General features: G+C 37.4%; 20 protein-coding genes. 9 read left to right on the forward strand and 11 right to left on the reverse strand.

What is annotated here, in order from left to right; translation table 11 throughout:
- The first annotated feature begins 199 nt into the window (after positions 1-199).
- The 5 genes from LCX93_RS10195 (at position 200) to hpf (ending at position 7287) form a co-directional block, all read left to right on the forward strand.
- Complete coding sequence (locus LCX93_RS10195; RefSeq protein WP_226066179.1) at positions 200-4708, forward strand: DUF3344 domain-containing protein; 4509 nt, start codon at positions 200-202, stop codon at positions 4706-4708.
- Positions 4702-5328, forward strand: coding sequence for a type II secretion system protein (locus tag LCX93_RS10200; protein ID WP_226066180.1), 627 nt, complete (start codon positions 4702-4704; stop codon positions 5326-5328). Before LCX93_RS10195 ends, LCX93_RS10200 begins: the two co-directional genes overlap by 7 nt.
- Positions 5328-6251, forward strand: coding sequence for a type II secretion system protein (locus LCX93_RS10205; RefSeq protein WP_226066181.1), 924 nt, complete (start codon positions 5328-5330; stop codon positions 6249-6251). The genes LCX93_RS10200 and LCX93_RS10205 overlap by 1 nt, the downstream gene beginning before the upstream one ends.
- A 17-nt stretch (positions 6252-6268) precedes the next feature.
- Positions 6269-6685 (forward strand): hypothetical protein, encoded by a 417-nt coding sequence (locus LCX93_RS10210; protein WP_226066182.1) that lies wholly within the window; start codon positions 6269-6271, stop codon positions 6683-6685.
- A 68-nt stretch (positions 6686-6753) separates the two neighbouring features.
- Positions 6754-7287 carry a ribosome hibernation-promoting factor, HPF/YfiA family gene (gene hpf / locus LCX93_RS10215; protein ID WP_226066183.1) on the forward strand — a complete coding sequence of 178 codons (534 nt, stop codon included), beginning with the start codon at positions 6754-6756 and terminating at the stop codon, positions 7285-7287.
- 43 nt (positions 7288-7330) lie between these two features.
- Here the strand turns inward: hpf and recG are convergent, their stop codons facing one another.
- The 10 genes from recG to LCX93_RS10265 form a co-directional block, all read right to left on the reverse strand.
- Positions 7331-9136 carry an ATP-dependent DNA helicase RecG gene (recG, locus tag LCX93_RS10220; protein ID WP_226066184.1) on the reverse strand — a complete coding sequence of 602 codons (1806 nt, stop codon included), beginning with the start codon at positions 9134-9136 and terminating at the stop codon, positions 7331-7333.
- Positions 9137-9223: 87 nt separating this feature from the next.
- Positions 9224-9778 (reverse strand): outer membrane beta-barrel protein, encoded by a 555-nt coding sequence (locus LCX93_RS10225; protein WP_226066185.1) that lies wholly within the window; start codon positions 9776-9778, stop codon positions 9224-9226.
- A gap of 15 nt (positions 9779-9793) precedes the next feature.
- Positions 9794-11893, reverse strand: coding sequence for a hypothetical protein (locus LCX93_RS10230; RefSeq protein ID WP_226066186.1), 2100 nt, complete (start codon positions 11891-11893; stop codon positions 9794-9796).
- Between the two features lie 137 nt (positions 11894-12030).
- Positions 12031-12915: a glycine--tRNA ligase subunit alpha gene (glyQ, locus tag LCX93_RS10235; RefSeq protein WP_226066187.1), complete on the reverse strand. Its 885-nt coding sequence runs from the start codon at positions 12913-12915 to the stop codon at positions 12031-12033.
- A gap of 46 nt (positions 12916-12961) precedes the next feature.
- A complete protein-coding gene (locus LCX93_RS10240) occupies positions 12962-13759 on the reverse strand; it encodes a hypothetical protein (protein ID WP_226066188.1) in 798 nt (265 codons plus the stop codon).
- On the reverse strand, positions 13749-14627 hold the full coding sequence (locus tag LCX93_RS10245; protein WP_226066189.1) for a damage-control phosphatase ARMT1 family protein: 879 nt from the start codon (positions 14625-14627) through the stop codon (positions 13749-13751). Before LCX93_RS10245 ends, LCX93_RS10240 begins: the two co-directional genes overlap by 11 nt.
- Complete coding sequence (locus tag LCX93_RS10250) at positions 14624-15103, reverse strand: DUF3972 domain-containing protein (RefSeq protein ID WP_226066190.1); 480 nt, start codon at positions 15101-15103, stop codon at positions 14624-14626. The genes LCX93_RS10245 and LCX93_RS10250 overlap by 4 nt, the downstream gene beginning before the upstream one ends.
- A 20-nt stretch (positions 15104-15123) precedes the next feature.
- A complete protein-coding gene (purE, locus tag LCX93_RS10255) occupies positions 15124-15621 on the reverse strand; it encodes a 5-(carboxyamino)imidazole ribonucleotide mutase (RefSeq protein WP_193150455.1) in 498 nt (165 codons plus the stop codon).
- Between the two features lie 37 nt (positions 15622-15658).
- A complete protein-coding gene (locus LCX93_RS10260; RefSeq protein WP_226066191.1) occupies positions 15659-16957 on the reverse strand; it encodes a peptidase U32 family protein in 1299 nt (432 codons plus the stop codon).
- Positions 16954-17643: a chemotaxis protein gene (locus LCX93_RS10265; RefSeq protein ID WP_226066192.1), complete on the reverse strand. Its 690-nt coding sequence runs from the start codon at positions 17641-17643 to the stop codon at positions 16954-16956. The genes LCX93_RS10260 and LCX93_RS10265 overlap by 4 nt, the downstream gene beginning before the upstream one ends.
- 73 nt (positions 17644-17716) lie before the next feature.
- Here LCX93_RS10265 and LCX93_RS10270 point away from each other — a divergent pair, with 73 nt between their 5' ends.
- Positions 17717-18496 carry a histidinol-phosphatase gene (locus LCX93_RS10270; protein WP_226066193.1) on the forward strand — a complete coding sequence of 260 codons (780 nt, stop codon included), beginning with the start codon at positions 17717-17719 and terminating at the stop codon, positions 18494-18496.
- On the opposite strand, the gene LCX93_RS10275 is transcribed toward LCX93_RS10270, so the two are convergent.
- Positions 18493-18936 (reverse strand): globin domain-containing protein, encoded by a 444-nt coding sequence (locus LCX93_RS10275; RefSeq protein WP_226066194.1) that lies wholly within the window; start codon positions 18934-18936, stop codon positions 18493-18495. The two genes, LCX93_RS10270 and LCX93_RS10275, sit on opposite strands and share 4 nt — an antisense overlap.
- A 131-nt stretch (positions 18937-19067) precedes the next feature.
- Between LCX93_RS10275 and trxA the strand changes: the two genes are divergently transcribed.
- From trxA to trxB, 3 genes are read left to right on the forward strand one after another with little or no spacing between them, the layout of a single operon-like run.
- Complete coding sequence (trxA, locus tag LCX93_RS10280; RefSeq protein ID WP_151899573.1) at positions 19068-19388, forward strand: thioredoxin; 321 nt, start codon at positions 19068-19070, stop codon at positions 19386-19388.
- 17 nt (positions 19389-19405) lie between these two features.
- Entirely contained in the window at positions 19406-19888 is a 483-nt protein-coding gene (locus LCX93_RS10285; protein ID WP_193150460.1) for a hypothetical protein, read from the forward strand.
- Positions 19888-20826, forward strand: coding sequence for a thioredoxin-disulfide reductase (gene trxB / locus LCX93_RS10290; protein WP_226069436.1), 939 nt, complete (start codon positions 19888-19890; stop codon positions 20824-20826). Before LCX93_RS10285 ends, trxB begins: the two co-directional genes overlap by 1 nt.

Below are 20826 nucleotides of genomic sequence, written 5' to 3' on the forward strand. Positions count from 1 at the left end.
TAGCAGACCCTTACTAAATTTGAGCTTATACAGGTAAGACAAACATTAATTCACATCAAAAAGTTATCAAAATCAATCTTTTTTGAAGTTGTTTCAGAACAATTTTGAAAAAAAGTGCTACAATAAAATAAGAATAAGTAAAAACTGATACTGAGCCCACTTTTTGGGTGCACTTTTTTTGCTTTATGAAAGGGTTATTATGAAAACTGTTATTTTCTTTTTACTGTTTTGTTTTTCTTTCGTTACTCACGTAAATGCTACAGTATTGGCTGAGGACACATTTACAAATGGAAGTTTAGATGGATGGGGAGGAGATGGTTACACCTATCAAAATGATGGTTGGATGTATATAAACAGAGATAAAACTGCGAAAAAAACATATACTTTTTCCAATACATACGCAAATCAAACTCTTCAAGTAACCTTTCGTTATTGGGTCCCTAATACATGGGAGTCTTCTGGTGACAGAGTAGAAGTATACCGGTATAACACTAAGATTAAAAACTATTATAATGGTGGTGGTTATAAAACAGAAACCTTTACACTCAATTTAAACAGTAACGCTGAAGCTCAATTAAAATTTAAACCAAATACCAATAAAAACAATGAGTATATGGCAATTGACTATGTAAAAATAGAGTCACAAAACACCTCAATAATAGAAAATGCCAACGATATTTGTTACGGAGGTATAGAGGGAGGGTGTACTTTTTTTATTTTTGCCTGTAATACATCTATCCCTATTAATAATATTTCCAAAAATAATTTATCTGACACCAAGGTGTATCTTGACACTAGTGGTTTTGGTTCTTTTTTGAGTGATTGTTCTGTTGACAATGGTCCTTCCGGTGTTGACTGTCAAAACAAATCTAACTTTCAATTTGGTCCGGCTACTATTTTTGGCAAAACTACAGAGTATACTCTTGGAAACAAGCTTACTACAAATGATGCCAACCATTCCGTGCAGCAAAGTGCACTGTTTGATATGACTACGCTTACAAATATATATGCAACCTATACAAAAAATGGTGTCCTCTACAGAGGAAAACTCCAACAGTGTGGTACAACACAGAGCACAACTGTAGGAGAAAGAGATTTTATATTGCGCCATCAGGAAAATCTTTATGGAGATGTCAAAGTCATCGGAAACAGTGTGCTATGTAAAAAAAACAGTGCAGGAGAATGTGTTGAGAGTGGAAATAACATTTCTAATGCCGAAGTGAATTTACAAAAAACTCCGCAGTCTTCAGCAGTTTTAGATATTCCACAAAATGCTGTTGTCAAGTATGCCCGTGTTTATTGGCAGGGACGAAAAGCTGCCACTTCTACAAACAGTGCCTGGGATGAAAGCTCTAAAACAGCAGCAAGCACTCTTTTTATAAAAAAAGACGGCGGAAGTTTCACAGAAGTAACAGCTGACATATTGGATATTGCTTCAACAAATTCAGGAAATTATGTAAAAATATATCATGCAAGTGCTGATGTATCAAGCATCGTCACGGGGAGCGGAACCTATTCTGTTGACAGTTCCAGCTTTTATACCAATACAGGAGAAACATGGACGACAAGCCCTTATGATGGATTAGGAAATTACGGTGCATGGACTCTTGTTGTCGTGTATGAAGATTCAAATACGCAAACCGCCCGAAGTATCTCGATATTTGATGGTTATAAAATCGTTACATCAAGCAGCGGCAATGTTGATATAAGCACCAGTGGATTTTTAACGCCCAAGGCAAATAATGTTGATGCAAAACTTTATATATTTGCAGCTGAGGGAGATAAATATATCACAGGTGATCATTTAAAGATGGCCGGGCTTACCAACAATACGACCTTAACAGATATTGCACCGACTACAAATAATGCGTTTGACTCCCGTATTGATATTACAACAAACAGAACGCCTTCTTTAACTAACAACAATGGAATTGATATACAAGAATATGATGTTGGAACAAACGGCAAAAATATCATCACAAACGATGAAACCGGTGCCAAATTTCAGTTTACATCAACACAAGATACATATTTTCCATCATTGGTAGTTTTTTCAACACAACTTTATTCACCAAATATCTGTTATGACTATACCTATGGGCAAAATGCTGCTTTTTTAACTGCGCCAAATGTGACAAATCCTTCTATTGATGGGACCTTTAACACAAACACACCTATCAATGTAAAACTTTATTTTCAAAATCAGGAAAATTCAGATATAACCATCAGCAATTTAAAAGTAAATATTGATCCAATTGATATACAAAAAGCAGCATACCACCCGAATTCTGTTTATGTAACACCTCCTGGCGGGACAAAAACATTTGTAAGTGACACAAATATTGATGCTGTTTCTCCGACAGGGAGTTATCTTCAGGGAATACCGGTCGGAAATGGATATTTTGGAAGTTTAGACTATTTTTATACCTACTACAGTCTCGATGCCAATGTATCAAATATATCAGATATGCTTATTAATGCTACATTGGAATATTCACTTACTGTGAATGTCAATGGCTCAATTGTACCTTTAGGCACACAAACAAGTCCAATCCAGTCAATGACAATGTGTCAAAGCAATGTTTCATATGAACCAACACCAGGGATATTTAACGTTATTCAGAATGGTGAAGTTAAAAATCCTAATACACCTGAACCATATTACTTTAATATTCCGACACAGGTTGTAAACAGAGTGGGGAACTTTTCATTAGAAGCAATGGATCCAGCTACTGATTACAATACAACAAAAGCTATTACCTATGCAACAGATGTCAATATTACAATGGTGAACATGGCAGGCTTTCATTATACCAATGCAACGTGTACAGACCCTGACAACAGTATAGTTATAGGATTACCGGTAAGCACACACTTTAACATTGATGATACAATAAAAAGCATCAGTAAAGATGCAATGCGCAGTGCGGCAATCTTTTCTACAGCCTCTCAAAATGCAGCATTTAGGATTATATTTAAAGATGAAAACAACACTACAAAAACAGTCTGTTCAAGAGACAACTTTGCCATTCGCCCGGAAAGCTACTCTTTTAAGTTTACAGACTATAATCACTCAAATCCGTTACAGCAAAGTTTTATTATAGATAATAACGGCAGCACACTGAAAACTGCCCATCTGGCTGCGGGATACAATTACCTGTTAACTATGAATGCAACCGACCACCTTAACAATACACCTGTTCTCGGTTATACCACAAGTAACCTGGATGCCAATATGACATGGCAGGAGAGCACACCACTGGATTGCAATAATGAAAACAACATTACACTTGAACATCCTTTTGTCAATGGTGTTGCAGAAACTAATACAACATGGAATAATGTCGGAAAATACAAGCTGCATATTAGCGATACAAAATGGACAGAAGTTGATTCTTTTTATCTTGATCATCATACAACTCCGTATTTTCAAACAGGAACGGATTGTATACAAAACTCATCTGTAGTCGAAGATGAAAGTTCTGCTTCAAAGAATGGTTGTAACATATCTTCAGTACATCATAATAATGACTACTCCCAAGATTTTCAGGATATGCTTGTATTCTATCACCCTTACAGATTTGATCTCAATGCAACTGCAGGAGGAACAGCTGTCACCCCTACAATCGGATTGCTGTTTACTCCTGTACCAAGTACCACACCGTATATCTATATGGCAGACATTAACAATACACTGGATGAGAATATGTCTTACCACTTAAACGGGAGCATTACAGCATTAGGCGAAAACAATGTTACCCTTACAAACTTTGTTGACAAATGTTATGCAGTACCTTTGGATATAAATATTTCTACAAGTAACAGAGATCTGAATGACTCAAACGGTAATCATGTTCCCTACAGGATACATTTTCATGACATCAATTCGAGCGGCAGTGTAATAAGTGCATTGGATATTAACCTTACAGAAACAAATTCCGCACTGCAGTCCAATGACATACGCATTCAAACTGTTCAAACAGCCACAAAAGGCTATTTTCCTAAAAATTTAAACGGCACAATGCAGACACGCTTAAATATGAACTATGTGAGGAAAAAAGAGACTGCTGTCAACCCGACAACACTCACCTTTATAAAGTATCAGGTCAACTGTACAAATGCAGCCGCTGATTGCACTTTTAATGCTGACCTCGCAAACAACAAGACAACAAAAGGGATCAAGGATTTAAATTCGACAATACCTGTCAGGCACTATTACGGGCGTACAAATGCACCAAGGACAACAATAAACGGCTCTGACGGCAATGTTTCCGTATACTATGAAGTGTTCTGCAATGGAGCTACATGTAACAAATCATTACTTCAAGACGGGAACAGTTCAACATCAACAGATGACCCGCGCTGGTTTGTCAATACCAAACACACAAACGATGCAGGAACGGCAGCTCAAACAGCTACAGTGCAAAAAAACGGGGTAAATGTAAATATTACCAGAGAAGCCAACGGAAATCATCCTGACTATATTGGCGTACACTACAATGGAAGCAGCGGATACCCTTATAAGGCAACAATGGAAAACAATGCCTCAGGCTGGCTCATCTATAACAAATACAATGCCAATGCCACAACCAATGAGTTTCAGGTAGACTTTGTCAATCCCAATGCCAACTGGGCCGGGATATATGAAACAAATGCTACAACCAATAAAAATGCCTCTGATAAAACAAACAGGAGACTCATGTGGTAAAAAAAAGTGCTTTTACGCTCATAGAGCTTATTTTTGCCATTGTAGTGATTGCTATTACTGTCATCTCTTTGCCAATGATGAATCAGTCCATTTCCAAGGGAATAGATGCAAATCTTTTGCAAGAAGCCATTTTTGCAGCAGCAACAGAACTCAATGAAGTTACAACAGCCCAATGGGATGAAGCATCCATAGATGAAAATGCAAGTACAACCGTCAGTCAGGTCATAAACCTCGACGGCTTATGTGAAAACAATCAATCCAGCCAACGCTACCGATTAAAACCCGGACATATTTTAGAACCGCTCCATCGAAAATGCTTAAATGATTTAAATCTAGCAGCACTCCACTCCAACACCAATCCGGATGTTGATGCAGTTGAAGACAAAGCACATGGATACAGAAATATATTTTTAAATTTAACACCAGGGCAGGAAGGGTACAAACAAGATTTCAATTCTTCCCTTGTCATTAGCTACAATCCTGTATTTGCCGGAGCAACAAGAACAAATATGAAAAAAATTACTATTACCGTAAAAGATGAAAAAGATGAAATTATTACCTCTCTTTTTACCTATGTCGCAAATATCGGTGGCATTGACTACTATAAAAGGTCCTATTAATGAAGAATCGTTTTGCTTTTACTATGCTTGAATTAGTATTTGTCATTGTCATCATGGGAATTATAGGAAAATTCGGCGTGGAGTTTCTTGCACAGGCCTACAACAGTTTTATCTTTTCAAAGATAAACCATGAACTCCAGTCAAACAGTGAAGCCGCAGTTGAGCTCATAGCAAAGCGACTCGAAGGTCGTATAAAGGACTCTGTAATTGCAAGATTAGCCGATAAAAGCTTTGATGCCATAGGAGATGTTAATACCTCAAAAACATATACAGTATTAGAGTGGATCGGCAGTGATACAGACGGTTTTCGTGGCCTTTCAGCTACAACTGCAACTCATTTACCAAACTGGAGCAGTATAATAGACCTGGATGCAGGAAACAGCAATGTACTGGTATCTCCGGAGACGAATACCACGAAAACAAATACTTTAATTGCCATACTTTCAGGTGCTACTGCAGGTATAAATGACAGTGCCCTCTTCTTTATCGGTGCAGCCAGTGACGTTCGTACCGGTTATGGTTGGGATACCAATACAACGATAATAAATGCCCAAAGAGGTGCTATGCACCCTGTCCAAAGTGTAACTGGACAACCAACACAGTTTACATCTTCTACAGGTACTGATTTTAGTGGTGTCGATGTTTATGAATACTATAAACTTGCATGGAGTGCCTACGCTGTTGTTATGGAGGACTATAATACAACAACAAAAATGGGCAATTTATATTTATATCATAATTACCAGCCATGGCAGGGCGAACAATATGATGACAACAATGACAGCCTTCACAAATCATTACTTATGCAAAATGTCAGTACCTTCCGATTTACTGCTATAGGTTCTATTATGAAAATTCAGGTATGCACAAAAACAGACTTGGTAGAGGAGTACTCTTTATGCAAAGAAAAAACAGTATTTTAAGGAACACTCGCTCAGGAATGGCAATGATTATGGCGATTGCCGTCATTGTCATTATCGCTACTATTATGGCATTGGCAATAAGTCTTACTTCCCAAACAACAAAACGTACTACAGATACTTACCTGTATGAACAGTCCGTGCTTCTTGCGCACAGTGCAGCGGAGTATGCACTTTTGAGAATCTCGCAAAGCCCTCCCTGCTCTAATTTAGACACAACATTCACTCAAGACGCTTTGTATAACATAACAATAAATTTACGTTATATTTATGATTCTAATGCACCATGTTTGTCAAATGGAGGAACTTTATACACAACTATTACCACACCCGAACAAAACGGATCTGTTCTTATGGATATAACCGTAGATGTAAATGATACAACAGTTGCTACTGAACCTGTCAGATATTTCAAAAGAACTCTGCAAAAATTATAGATTCGTACTTTTTATTAAACTTTTTAATGGTATAATTTTTTTCCAATAGAATAAAAAAGGATTTAATCATGAATATCAGCATGACAGGAAGAAATGTAGAACTTACTGATGCTTTAAAAGAGCATATTTCAGCTTCTATCGAAACACTAAAAAAATTTAATTTAGATATTATTTCGGTAAATGTTGTTGTCTCTACACAGACAAAAAAGGGCAAAGAACACGCTATTGTTGAGTTTGTCATCAATCTTGCACATAAAAATACTATAGTAATCAAGCAAAATGATGAGGATGCCTATGCTGCAATTGATTTAGCAACAAACAGAGCACAGAAGTCACTCCGCCGCCTCCATGACAAAGTAACTGACCATCAAAAAGTCGGTTTAAATGAAGTCAAAGCTGAAGAAGTCAATGTAAAAGCTGCTGCAGAGGCAATGGAAGATGAAATCATTCCGGTAGAACTTGAACTCTACAAGCCTCGTGAAGTCGAAGATGTTTTGGAAGATCTTAAAAACAGTGATAAAACATTTGAAATCTTTTTAGACAATGAAAACAAAACACGTGTTCTTTTTAAAATGGGGAACAAAAAATTCGGACTCTATTAAACCCGGAACCCGTACGTTAGTGCGGGCTTTGTGTCTTTAAAGACTAAGGCTTAGAAACAGCTTTTAAATCTTTTTTTACCATTTTAACTATTTCTTCATCTTGCGCAAAATCTACCCAATTAAACTGGCTTCCGCTTTGAGAAATCCCCTTGAGCAGATCACCACTCTTTCGAAACTTCAAATCCAAATTTGCTATATCAAATCCGCTTTTTGTATGTATAAACTCCTCTAAACGCTCAGACTTTTTTTTGTTTGTATATAAAAAGCAGTAGCCTTTTAAACCGGTACGGCTCACCCGTCCACGAAGCTGATGCAGTGTTGAGAGTCCCAAACGCTCTGCTCCCACTATCACAACAGTACTTAAACGCGGTAGCGATATACCGACTTCCACAACTGTAGTCGCTATCAATATGTCGCCTTTTTCTCTAAAATCAAGCAGTACCTGTTCTTTGTCTTTGTCCTTCCCATGCGTCACATAAACATTGTCAAAATTCCTTTCCCAGTAGCCCCGTGCTTCATCTATACTCTGGTAATCAAACGCTTCACTCTGCTGTACCAGAGGATACACTAACAACACTTGATTGTTTTTCGCAATTTCACTCTTTACATGTAACAGTAAGGATTGAAAGTCACTTTTATGAATCACTTTGGAATATATATCTTTAGTAAAAGGTGTGGTAGTGATAAGGCTCACATCGATATGCGCACTCTCAATCATCGCCTGTGTTCTTGGAATCGGAGTGGCTGAAAACTGAATAAAATGCGGCTTTAATTCCTGTTCTGTTACGAGTTTTTCCAGTATATTGCGCTGTAATGTACCAAATCGGTGCTGTTCATCCACCATGATTAGTGAAGCTTCCGGCAATTCTCTGTATAAAAGTGCATGAGTACCTATAATAAAATCATATTGACTTAAATCACTCTTTTTTGTTTTGTTTGTGACAAGCGTAACTTTTAATTGCGGCAGATATTTTTGGGCTTCTTCAAAGAGCTGATTTGCCAAAATGGTTGTCGGAGCCATAAGCACTGAACGATTTGGCATATTCATATAGGCAGCTGCCAAAATAACCATTGTTTTTCCACTCCCTACATCTCCTACAACCATACGTTTTGCCGCAACGTCTTTTTTCAAATCCAGATAAATATCGTCTATGGCTTTTAACTGTTCATCAGTCAATATAAAAGGGAGCGTTTTACACCATGACTTATACTCTTTTGAGTGTGAAGAGAGTGCCTGAAAATAACGTCTTTTTCCGGCCAGCATCTGCATATAGAAAAAAAGTTCCGTGTATTTTAACGCCTGGAGTGTTTTTTCACTGTACTCTTTATTTTGTAAAAATTCTTCTGTTGGAAAATGAAGTGCTAACAGTTCCTCGGCAATATCTTCACGCAACTTTACATGTAACAGGTTTTCTTTTGTAAGACAACTCTGCACAAGTCGTTGCATAACATCGCTTCTGAGTGCCGTTTTATATTTTGGGGTAATCATTCCCACTTTAGTGACTTTTTTCGGCATACTCATACTACAGTGTCCCTGCTTGCAGTCTATCACACCATAATAATAATCCCGCTCCCCTGCTTTAAACTGATGTAACATATAAGACTTGGGACGAAAAAGCACTCCCTGAACAGTATGTCCGAGATTGTGCGCAAAAAAAGTAATTTGAATAGAATTTGGAGCTTTATAGACAGACTCAACTGTCGCATCTATGAGCTGTGCTTTTTGCGGAAGTAATTTTTCATGAAGTCTGTAATCTTCATAGGTATGAGGCACACGTAAGGCAAGTTCCAAAACAGAATTAATCCCAAGCTTACGAAACTTCGCCTCTTCATCCTTTGATAAATTCATAATTTTCCCATATAATTTATTTTAAAAATTATATATTAATAAATTATAAACTATCAATATTATTACAAAATGTCATATTAAAAGAAACTAATCCATTTGAAATTTATAAATTATACTGCCATATCCGGAAACCAAAGTGTTAAATTTATATGTAATATTATTTTGCGTATTTTCTGCTTCAATATCCATAACCCGCAAACCTAATTCCAAATCTATTGATTTTGCAACATGGAAATTTAATCCTAAATCTCCACCATAATAATTATCTGATATCGTTCTTGAAAAATTATTTCTTGTAAAACCGATATTTACTATTCCTGCATTCAGACCAATAAAACAATTCACAGCCGGAGATACATTTATAAGATACTGCAACTCAACTCCAAAGGTCGTCATATAATCAAAATTTTTGGAATTATAATAACGAGCACCCGCAAATATTCTATAATTTTTATTTTGTGCACCTACTTTAACTCCGGCACTACCAAGTGTATATGTGTCATTGTTGTATGGAATATTCTGTTCATAACTCAGACTGCTGTATCCGCCTTCTATACCAACGAGAGATTGTGTATCATTTGCTATAGCTGCACATGAAACCAAAGATAGTGCCAATACTGTTTTTTTTATTTTTTTTCTCATTTTTTTCCTTTATTGTTAAAATTCATTAAGAAGTATAAGATTTGTTAAACTCACTGTTCCTGCCGAACCTGTAGGTGAAGTAAAGTTAATATCTACATATCCTCTTCCATAGTTTGCACATGAAGTTATTGCACTGTCCATTGAGCTTCCTGTTACTGTCCAGTTTGCATCATCCGCACTCACTGTTACTTTGTATAAAAATCTGGCATTTTTATACGCTTCTATAGTATCCGCAATTGAAACTTCCAGTCTGACTGGTCCACTAAATCCTTTTGAAAAAGCGTAGCTTTCTCCAACCAGTCCCGCGCCTCTAAGCGTAATCTTACGGGCTTCTCCTATTTTTACAGTCGTATTGTTATCATATTGTTTTCCGACAAGATTAGCCCACAGAACAACATCTTTCCCAACAAGGTAATAATCATATTCTACATTTATACGCATACTTCCTGTACTGTCAATGACATAGTTCCCGGCATCTTCCGGATAAACATTCGCAACCCACTCTGTTCCAAATTCGCAAGTGTCCTGTCTGTAGTTATGCCCTACCGCAAAGCCCAAGTTTGAAGTATCATTTCCTTCATAGGTATCTCTTAAATCTAAAGTATTGCTGTTATTTGTGTTAATATCCCACTTTCCTGAAGCGTTATATGTATATCCATCTCCAAAAGTCACCAAATAATCATTTGTCTGATCCACATTGTCAAACACATTTGCAGTTGTTGTAAAATTATTATTGGTACTGCTGAGCGTTCCGTTTACTTCATTAGGCAGATAATACAGGTAATTTCCGGCATTGGACGCTATAGACGGAGAACTTTTCACATACCCGACTATAGCACCCATTGAAACTGCAGGGTTTGTATTGACAAGGTTATTATATCTGTCTGTTACGGTAATAACCCAGTGTTCAATCATCTTGGCATCGTTTTGTTTTGACTGTGAATCGGTTCCTGCATATGAAAAACTGATAGCACTCGGAGGTCCGGATAACACAACTATATTAAAAACTTTTGTTAATGTTTGCTGATTATTATTTGAGTCTGTAAAAACTGCTGTAACCTTTAATGGAAGAATACCAGAAACAGTATTTGTCTGAAGGTTTACAGTAACATTATTGTTATTTTGTATTGTCAAACTGTTACCAAAATTTCCTTTAGTGTCCTCCAGTTGTCCCAATATCGGATTTAACATTTCTATTGTAACCGATGTCACATTACTGTCAGGAATAAGAGTACTTGTGTCATCTGTTATAAAAAATGACATCAGTTTACTGCTCTTTATTCCAATTGTAGCATTTTCATCCGAGAGAGTACTTTGCAGCAAATAGCTGTTAAGCACTGTTTGGTTTACGTCAGGAACAATTTTCACTGTAAATGTTTTTGGTTCCAAAGGGTTAGCCTCATGATAAAATTTAAAAACTATATCTGAAGTATTTTCGTCTAATCTGCTTGGAGCTGTATATACAAAACTGGCTATTCCATTAGACACAGCAACAGTTGGACTGGAAAATTCACCTATATCACGACCAGTTCTTACATCATCCGGATAAAATATTTTTACATTTCCATCTGGATATGGCGTATTGTCTTCAGATATGACTTTCACATCTATATTTACAATTTGGCTGTTAGTAGTTACTGTTACACTATTATTAGTTAAAATTACAGTAGGAACTGCCGGTTTATAATTCACTGTCAAATTTGTTGTAACATTTGTATCTTCTTTATATACAAAAGTAAAATCCAAAGGGTTTATAGCTTTTAACGGGTCTGGTCCGACAAATGTAAAAATCGCTTCACCATTTGTTATAGCTACTTCATTCTCACGGAATGTACCGCCACTTACATTTTGACTAACAATTTCACTTGGGTAACGTACAAAGACAGAACCTGATTGCAACGATTGATTATTTTCATCGAAGGCTAGAACTTTTATCTGTGCAGTTTGAGCATTCGCAATTATATCAATGTTGCTATTTTCTAAGCGGATTTTAACCGATGGTACACCTAGAGCACTATTTACTACTATAGTACTTGAACCACTGTTGGTACCCTGACATCCACTTATGCTAAACATAAGAACTATTGAAGCAATAAAAATCTTTATTAGAGCCATATTTTATACCTTTATTTAATTATATTAATTAATCATAACATTATATTATATTTAATTCAATAGAACTTTTTTTTAAATTCATATATCTTCTCCAGTGTAACTTAATGACACATTTCTATCACAAAAATTAAATTTTTTTAATAATTCACTCTTTTGTTGCGTTCTTCTTCCTGTTCTTTATAGAGTTCTGCACACCCTTTTGAAAGTTCACGAATTTTTAAAATATAATTTTGTCTCTCAGTCTGTGAAATTGCTTTTCTGGCGTCTAAAACATTAAATGTATTTGATGCCATCATACATAAGTCATAGGCAGGTAAAGGCAGTCCGGCTTCAAGCGTTCGTAAACACTCTTCACTTTTGGCGTTAAAATCGGCAAAAAGCATTGCTGTATCGGCTACTTCAAAGTTGTATTTTGAAAACTCGATTTCACTCTCTTTATGCACATCTTTATAAAGTGTTTGACTGCCGTCCGGTGCAATATTCCATACAATATCAAAGACGGTGTCAACCCCTTGCAGATACATCGCAAGACGCTCAGTTCCATAAGTAATTTCAACCGCAACAGGGTCACACTCTATCCCGCCGACCTGTTGAAAGTAAGTAAACTGTGTCACTTCCATGCCGTTGAGCCATACTTCCCAGCCAAGTCCCCATGCACCAAGCGTCGGAGACTCCCAGTTGTCCTCTATAAATCGGATATCGTGTTTTGCTACATCCAATCCTAAATATTCCAAAGACTGCAGATACAGTTCTTGAATATTGTCCGGTGAAGGCTTTATCAGTGCCTGAAACTGATAATAGGAGCCGAGTCTGTTTGGATTCTCTCCGTATCTTCCGTCTGTAGGACGCCGGGAAGGAGCAACATAAGCCGTTGCCCAAGGCGTAGAATCAAGTGAACGTAAAAACGTGGCAGGATGAAAAGTTCCCGCCCCGGCAGGAATATCATAAGGCTGCACAATATTACATCCCTGCTTCATCCAAAATTCTTGTAATTTGAGTAACATTTCGCTAAAAGTAATCATTTTTTGCCTTCATTTTATTTTTAATATTATAGCCAAAGAGACTTTTTTAGTATTTAAAAACAATGCCAAATTTAATGTATTCATTGTATGCTTTACTTTGCGGTTCCAGATATCCTATGCCGCTGCTATCATAAACAACAGCAGATTCTCTGATTTTTTGATACTGATAAATATATGAACCATATAAAGAAAAGTGCTGATTTATTGTATATTCTACCGGCAAGCTAAATTCCATAATATTTGCCGCACCAAGTTTAAATGCTTCATTAAAGCCACTGGCATACATTCTTGGTCTGATTCCGTATTGGTACTCAAATCCAGGACTGATATTTAAGTTTTTATAGTCATAAGAAAAAGCGACACTCGGGCGAATTGAATACCATGTATAGTCTTCAATTTGCTGTGCAGAAAGCGCTCTTCTCCAAAATCGATAGCCGAATCCTAGCGATACAACAACTTTGTAGTATGCTGTTTGTTGGTATATATGCGCAAACTCCAGAGTAAAATCATAAATTGTATTCGATGTTGTACTTGCTAAACTGCTGTAACCAAGATTTGAATCAATATAAGAACCTGTATATTGCGTATTGCCGTAGAGTGCCATCACCGTGAATACAATATCATTATAATCAGATGAGCCCTCATCCTGTATTTTATATTTATACTTCAATTCTGTACCGATTAAATCTGAATAAGAGGATGATTCACTGTCCAGAAGGACTCCCTCATCATACTCTTTGTAATCCATGCTCATGCCGACAAAACTCACCGAATAATCTACACTGACCTTTGCAACAAGCAGTGAACTGAAAAACAATACACCTATACCTGTTTTAAGTAACATTCTTATTTCTTTCTGTAAGTTTGCAGATTATGTCACCGACTTCTTTTCCTAAAGAATTTGCAACGACATTGCATTTGACTTTAAGTAAAAAACAGATGTTTGCTCTATGACTTGGATTGAGACATTCATAGTTTCCCATGCCTTTACTGATAACTATGTCAGCCTCATCAAAAAGTTTTCTCGCTTTTTGTGTAGCACGTTCATATACAAAGCCTGGAGTATTTACACCGCTGTCCACTAAATTACAAAGCTTGTCAAAACCTGCTTCTTCTGCCTCTTTACATGTAACATCATTGATGATTGGATTACCTCGTACCATATAGGTACATGTAAGTTCAGGATAGAGGTTTTGCAAAGTTTCAATAAAAAGATAGTCAAAAATGTGTTCCCCGACATTATCCCCTAAAATAACAACATTTTTAGCTGTTTGCAATACTTTTTCAAAAGCCTCAAAATCATCATGGGAAAATTTTGTATGAAATACTTTGTCAAGTTCTTCTTCAAGATCAAATTCTACCTGGGCGGCCAAATCTATTACATTGCCTGCCACAGCTATTTTTGTTGCAGTAAGTAATTTGTCTTTACATGTATGGAGTTTTTTTTTCAAAAACGGAATAAAGGCACGCGCTTTTTGTGTAGAGAGTTTTTTTACCTCATCATACAAATCTTCTTTCTTCGCGATTTCAGACATTTTTTCATACACATCTGCAGCAATTTCCGGAGGAGTTTTTGAAAAAGAAAAATCTTTACTCATGCTTTCCACAGTTGTTCTGAGTCTGTTTTTTAAAGTTTCATCTGCACCAATTGCATCAGCGACTTTCACACTTTGGTTAATAATACATCCGACACATTCATTATCTATGGTCATGCTTTTCCAGTATGTTCATCAATAGCCTTGTTCCACATAAGTTTATATTTGCGGCGCATAAATTCAACTTCCTGCTGTGAAAGTTTGAGCTGTTCTTGCAAAGTATGAATGGTTTTTCTGTCTTCATCATACAGTTCCTGCAAAGAAGCCAATGCTTCGCGTAAAAACTCATTTTCCACCCGTACAGCTTCGAGTGTTTCATCTTTTGCATCCAAAACTTTTTCATGCAGATTGATGATAGTTCCGATGGTTTTTTCAACGAACTCAGGCTGGACAAGCATTTCATGAGTATTTTTTTGAGAAAGTTCTTGAAGTTTTACAGGGACAATAGTCTCTGTAGCACCTTTTGACGGATCAATATAACGAGTACCGTTTTCACTCTTTACACTCAACTTGCCTCTTTGAATCAAATCTTCAATAGAGCTTATATCCAATCCTGTCAGTTGACTGTACTCTTCATCACTCATCCACTTCATCGCTCCCTCCTCTTATACAACTACTTTATAATAGTTTCTATTTCTAAAGAATCCATTTCAACTTTTTTTGCTTTTGCGATGCGGTCTTCTTTGAGTTTTATACTCAATTCTTCATTGTCAAGTGCCAAAATCTGCATTGCCAAATATGCCGAGTTAATGGCACCTGCTTTTCCTATGGCAACAGTGGCAACAGGCATACCCGCAGGCATTTGCACAGTTGACAGCAAAGCATCTATTCCTGCGAGCGCAGATGCTGACATCGGTACACCTATAATGGGTTTGATTGTTTTTGAGCTCAAAACTCCTGCAAGATGCGCGGCCATTCCTGCTGCGGCTATAAAAACCTGAGCCCCTTTTTTTTCAGCCTCTTCTATGTACTCTTTTGTACGCTCAGGAGAACGGTGCGCTGATGAGATAACCATCTCATAACTCACGCCAAATGCTTCAAATGTGTCAGAACACGATCGCATTACCTCATAATCACTTTTTGAGCCTATTACTATAGATACAAATTTCATATTCGTTTACCCTTCTTGTTAATTTTTAAATTCTATCTTACTTTTTTGGAGCTGTATTCATGTCAGCACTCGCCGGTATTCTAAAGAATGTATAGGGTGGAAATTTTGTCGGTAACTCTATCGGGTTGACATTGCCACTGTGAATCTCTTCCCAGATTTTTCCGTTTTGTGCTTTAAGCTGTTTGAGTTTCATAAAAAACTTCCCGTCTTTTTCATATGTCGAGCCTATATCGTTATCAACCTTTTTCACTTCACTGCCCAAAGGAAAAACAACTTCCATCTCATCCCCTGGAAATGTTTTATATTTACATAAAAAATGTGTGCCCTCGGCATTGACAACACCGCTGACCTGATGTGTGCCAAGCTGCATCGTAAAGTCCAGACTCTGTGTGTCATGTTTTTCAAACGGCCGTGATACAAGATAGGCATCTGTGTATCCGCGATTTTGCAAAGAGTGTAGTTCATACTGATAGCGTGCACTGTCCATCTTTCCGGCATAGTAGTCATCTATTGCCATTCTGTATGCTTTTGCTGTAGTGGCCGCATAATAGGCAGTTTTTGTTCGCCCTTCAATTTTGATGGAATCCACAGCACCACTGTCTAAAATCTCTTTTATATGCGAAGCCAGATTCAAATCTTTTGAGTTCATAATATAGGTACCGATACCCGCCTCTTCTTCAAGCTTAAATAGTGTACCTGTTTCAGGATTTGCTGCATAAATTTCATAAGGAAATCTACAGTCATTGGCACAGCTGCCACGGTTGGGAACACGCCCGCTTTGCAGCGTCGAAATCAGGCAGCGTCCGCTGTAGGCAAAGCACATAGAACCATGCACAAAAACTTCAAGTTCCAAATCAGGCAAAGCCGCTTTAATCTCTTTTAAATCACGCAAAGAGATTTCACGTGCAGTAATAATGCGTGTCGCACCCATTTCATGGTAAATCTGTGCATCAAGCACATTCATGACATTTGCCTGCGTTGAGAGATGCAGAGGCATATCCGGTACCAAATCATGACACAGTTTCAACACGCCCGGTGTAGCCACGATGAAAGCATCAGGCCCAAGCTCACCCATTTTTACAATATGTTTTTTCAGTAAATTAAGCTGGGAATTAAACGGAAATCCGTTTATCGTTGCATAGACTTTTTTCCCGCGTTCATGAGCATATTTTACACCCTCTTCAAAGTCTTCAAAGCTAAACTCTTTTCCGGAGCGAATACGCAGTGAGAAATGACTGACTCCGCCATAAACAGCATCTGCGCCAAAATCAAGTGCAATTTTTAGTTTTTCCAGAGTTCCCGCAGGAGACAGCAATTCTACTTTTTTCTTATTCATTGTTTTCCAAACTGTTCTAAAAGCGCTTCTATATCATCTGTAGAAGCCAGCTCATTGTGCGTATCCCCTGCTATGTGCGTTGCGGAAGAAACACGTTTCTCATCATCAATTTTCCCCTCAAAAAGTGTATTCATATACTTTGACAATGCACGCATTACATTTATAACCCTTTCGATTTTCTGTCTGTGAATATCCTGATACTGCATGATATCCATAACACTCATAATGGAATCTCCACTCTCCTGTAAAACTGCAACAACACTATTGATTTCATTTAAAGCTGTTTCATTTTTTTCCAACTGTGTTTGAAAGGTTTCTACATCAGGAAATTTTTCAGATAATTTTGTAAACAATTCTATATTTGAATGAAGAATTTCACTCACTGTATTGAGACTTTCCTCTTTCTCCATCAAATTACTGCTGATATTCTCGATAATATCAAAAATCTCACTCGCTTTTTCTTCACTCTCTTTGGTAACATCGTCAAGCTGATGCACCATTTTGTTTTCATTTGTCGCAGGAAGAGGAAGTTCGGCTGCTTCAATGCCTGCTGTTATCGGGTCTTTGGAAGGTTCATCTTCCCTGTCCTGCGAATTTTCATCCTCTTGGGTATGCTCATCCTCTTCAGACATATCATCCATATCCACACCACCGCTCATTAAGGCGTCCAGTTCTTCTTGCGTCATAAACAGTCTCCGTAATTGAATAATTTATTAATTCACACTATAATAGCATAAATTATATAATACGAGAACAAATATGAAAGTAGACCTCCATAACCATACACCACTGTGTAACCATGCCCAGGGCACAATAGACGAATATATCAATGCTGCTATCAATAACAATACAAAAATATTTGGTTTTTCCGACCATGCGCCTATGGACTTTGATCCAAAATACAGAATGTCTTTTTCAGAGATGCAAACATATGAAAAAGAGATTTTGGATGCAAAAAAAAAATATGCTGACACCATCACTGTTTTACTTGGCTATGAAGTTGACTACCTTGAGGGGCATATGGACGAAAGAGTGCTCAATGCCGATGTTGACTATCTGATTGGGTCTGTGCATTTTATAGACGAGTGGGGTTTTGACAATCCGGAGTTTATAGCAGAATACAAAAATGAAGATATCAATGTAATATGGCAGAAATACTTCAATGCCATCGAGGCTATGGCCAACAGCAGACTGTTTGACATTGTCGGACATCTGGACCTTATAAAAGTATTTAAATTTATGCCGACGCAAGACATCAAAGAGATAGCAAAAAATGCTTTGCATGCCATAAAAGATGCCGACATGGTCTTGGAAATCAATGCGGCCGGCTACAGAAAACCCATCAAAGAAGCATATCCTTCAAGAGAACTTTTAGAAGAAGCCTTCAAACTGGGTATTCCTGTTACCTTCAGCTCTGACGCCCATAAACCGGAGCAGGTAGCTATGTTTGACAAAGAAGTCACACAGCTTGCCAAAGATATCGGCTACTTGGAGTGTGCTTACTTTATTAACAGAGAGCGAAAGTTTTTGCAATTTTAGCTCTTTGTATTTACCACCCACATAGAAAAAAGATCCAGATAGTTCCAAAAAGACTCTATATACTTGGGAGAAATACCTTCTTCTGCAAGCGCACTCAAAAGCGGAATGTAAAGTTCCAGCCAGACTTTTCGCGCATTTTCATCTATACGGAAGGGTGCATGACGCCCAACCATTTGATGTTCTCCCCTGCTTTGTGTAAAATAATCAGGACCGCCTGAAATTTCTATCAAAAAATCTGCTGCATGTTTTTGTGCCTCTGCAAAATCATCATCATCAAATACAGGAAATAAAAAAGCAATATCACTGCTCTTGATGGATTCATAATGCTCAAAGACCAGTTTTCTAAACCTTTCTTCTCCTACTTCATCAAAAAAACCGGGATGCGGCTTTGCCACAGGAGGTCGTACATCAATTTTTCCAGCCGTAATTTCCAACTTCAAAACTTTTTCCTTTACATGTAATCAATTACGGCTAATTATACAAATTATTGCTATAACTAAATTTAAAGTTTGGATTAATGATAGCACTTGTATAATACTTTTATAACAAACAAAATAAAAAGGATTTACTAATGGGTAAATATATAGAACTAACTGGTGCAAATTTTGAAGCAACTCTTGCAGAGGGTGTATCTCTGGTAGACTTTTGGGCGCCATGGTGTGGGCCGTGTCGTATGATTGCTCCTGTGATTGAAGAATTGGCAGAAGATTATGACGGAAAAGCTAAAATCTGTAAAGTCAATACTGATGAAGAGCAGGATATCGCTGTAAAATTCGGTATTCGTTCAATCCCTACTATTATGTTTTTCAAAAACGGTGAAATGGTAGACCAAATTGTAGGCGCACAGTCAAAACAGGCTCTTGCAGAAAAACTTGACGCTCTTTTAGCGTAATCACAGGGACTTCAAAAGTGGCCGGAAAGGGAGGCAAAAGCCTCTTTTCTCTTTCCACTCTTCTGGCATCTTTCTTTGGTGCTGCAATGATAGCAGGCGCTTTTGCTTACTTCAACTACAAATTTTCAGAGTATAAGTTTATTAATTTTAAAGAGTTCGTTTATTATGAAAAAAATGATGTTTTCACGCCTGTAAGTGAAGAGTATATAGTCATTTTCTATTCTTCAAGAGAAAAAAACACAATGAACAGACTTGCAAATTTGGATTTAAATTTGCCGATACTTGCCATTGACTACTACAATAGGGTCCGAACAAACACAAAAACAACTACTTTTTTAAGAAGCGGAACCAATACATCTTTAAAATTCATACAGCGCTTCAATATCTACAACTCACCATCTATTTTTTTCATAAAGAGAATAAAAGATTCCCTTTATAAGCAAAATAGTATGATACGTAAGCTTGACAATTTAGACCAATTAGAGGAGATAAAATCATGATTTTAGACTGTGCAATTATAGGCGGGGGACCGGCTGGTCTTACTGCAGGATTATACACTACACGCGGCGGACTTGAAAATGTAACAATGTTTGAAAAAGGTATGCCGGGCGGGCAGATAACACAGAGTTCCGAAATAGAAAACTATCCGGGTGTAACAGGTGAGATAACCGGAATGGATTTGATGATGCCATGGCCACAGCAGTGTCAAAAATTTGGACTCAAACATGATATGGCAGAAGTAAACCGTATAACAAAAGATGACAATCTCTTTCATGTACTCAAATCAGACGGAACAAGCATTCAGGCACACAGTGTTATTGTTTGTACCGGTTCCTCTCCGCGTCGTGCAGGTTTTAAGGGAGAAGACGAGTTTTTTGGCAAAGGGGTCAGTACCTGTGCAACCTGTGACGGATTTTTTTATAAAGGAAAAGAAGTGGCAGTGATAGGCGGTGGGGACACTGCTCTTGAAGAAGCCTTATACCTTGCAAAGATATGTACAAAAGTTTATCTTGTTCACAGACGTGACAGCTTTCGTGCAGCACCAAATACGGTAAAAAGAGTCAAAGAAAATGAAAAAATAGAGCTTGTACTCAACTCTGTGCCTGATGAAGTTTATGGCGATGCAAGCGGAGTAAACGGATTGAAAGTCAAAGACAAAGATGGAAACATAAGAGATATACAGGTTCCCGGTGTTTTTGTATTTGTGGGGAACGATGTCAACAATCAGACACTTATTCAAGAAGACGGTACTTTTCTCTGTGATGTAAATGAACAGGGACAGGTTATTGTAACCTTAAGCATGAAGACTTCTGTTCCTGGACTGTTCGCTGCAGGTGACATACGGATAGAAGCACCAAAACAGGTTGTTTCAGCAGCCGGAGACGGCGCTGTTGCTGCACTTTCTGCCATCTCATATGTCGATGAATTACTAAACTAG

This window comes from Sulfurimonas sp. SWIR-19 (assembly GCF_020410885.1).
In the GTDB taxonomy this organism is placed as follows: domain Bacteria; phylum Campylobacterota; class Campylobacteria; order Campylobacterales; family Sulfurimonadaceae; genus Sulfurimonas; species Sulfurimonas sediminis.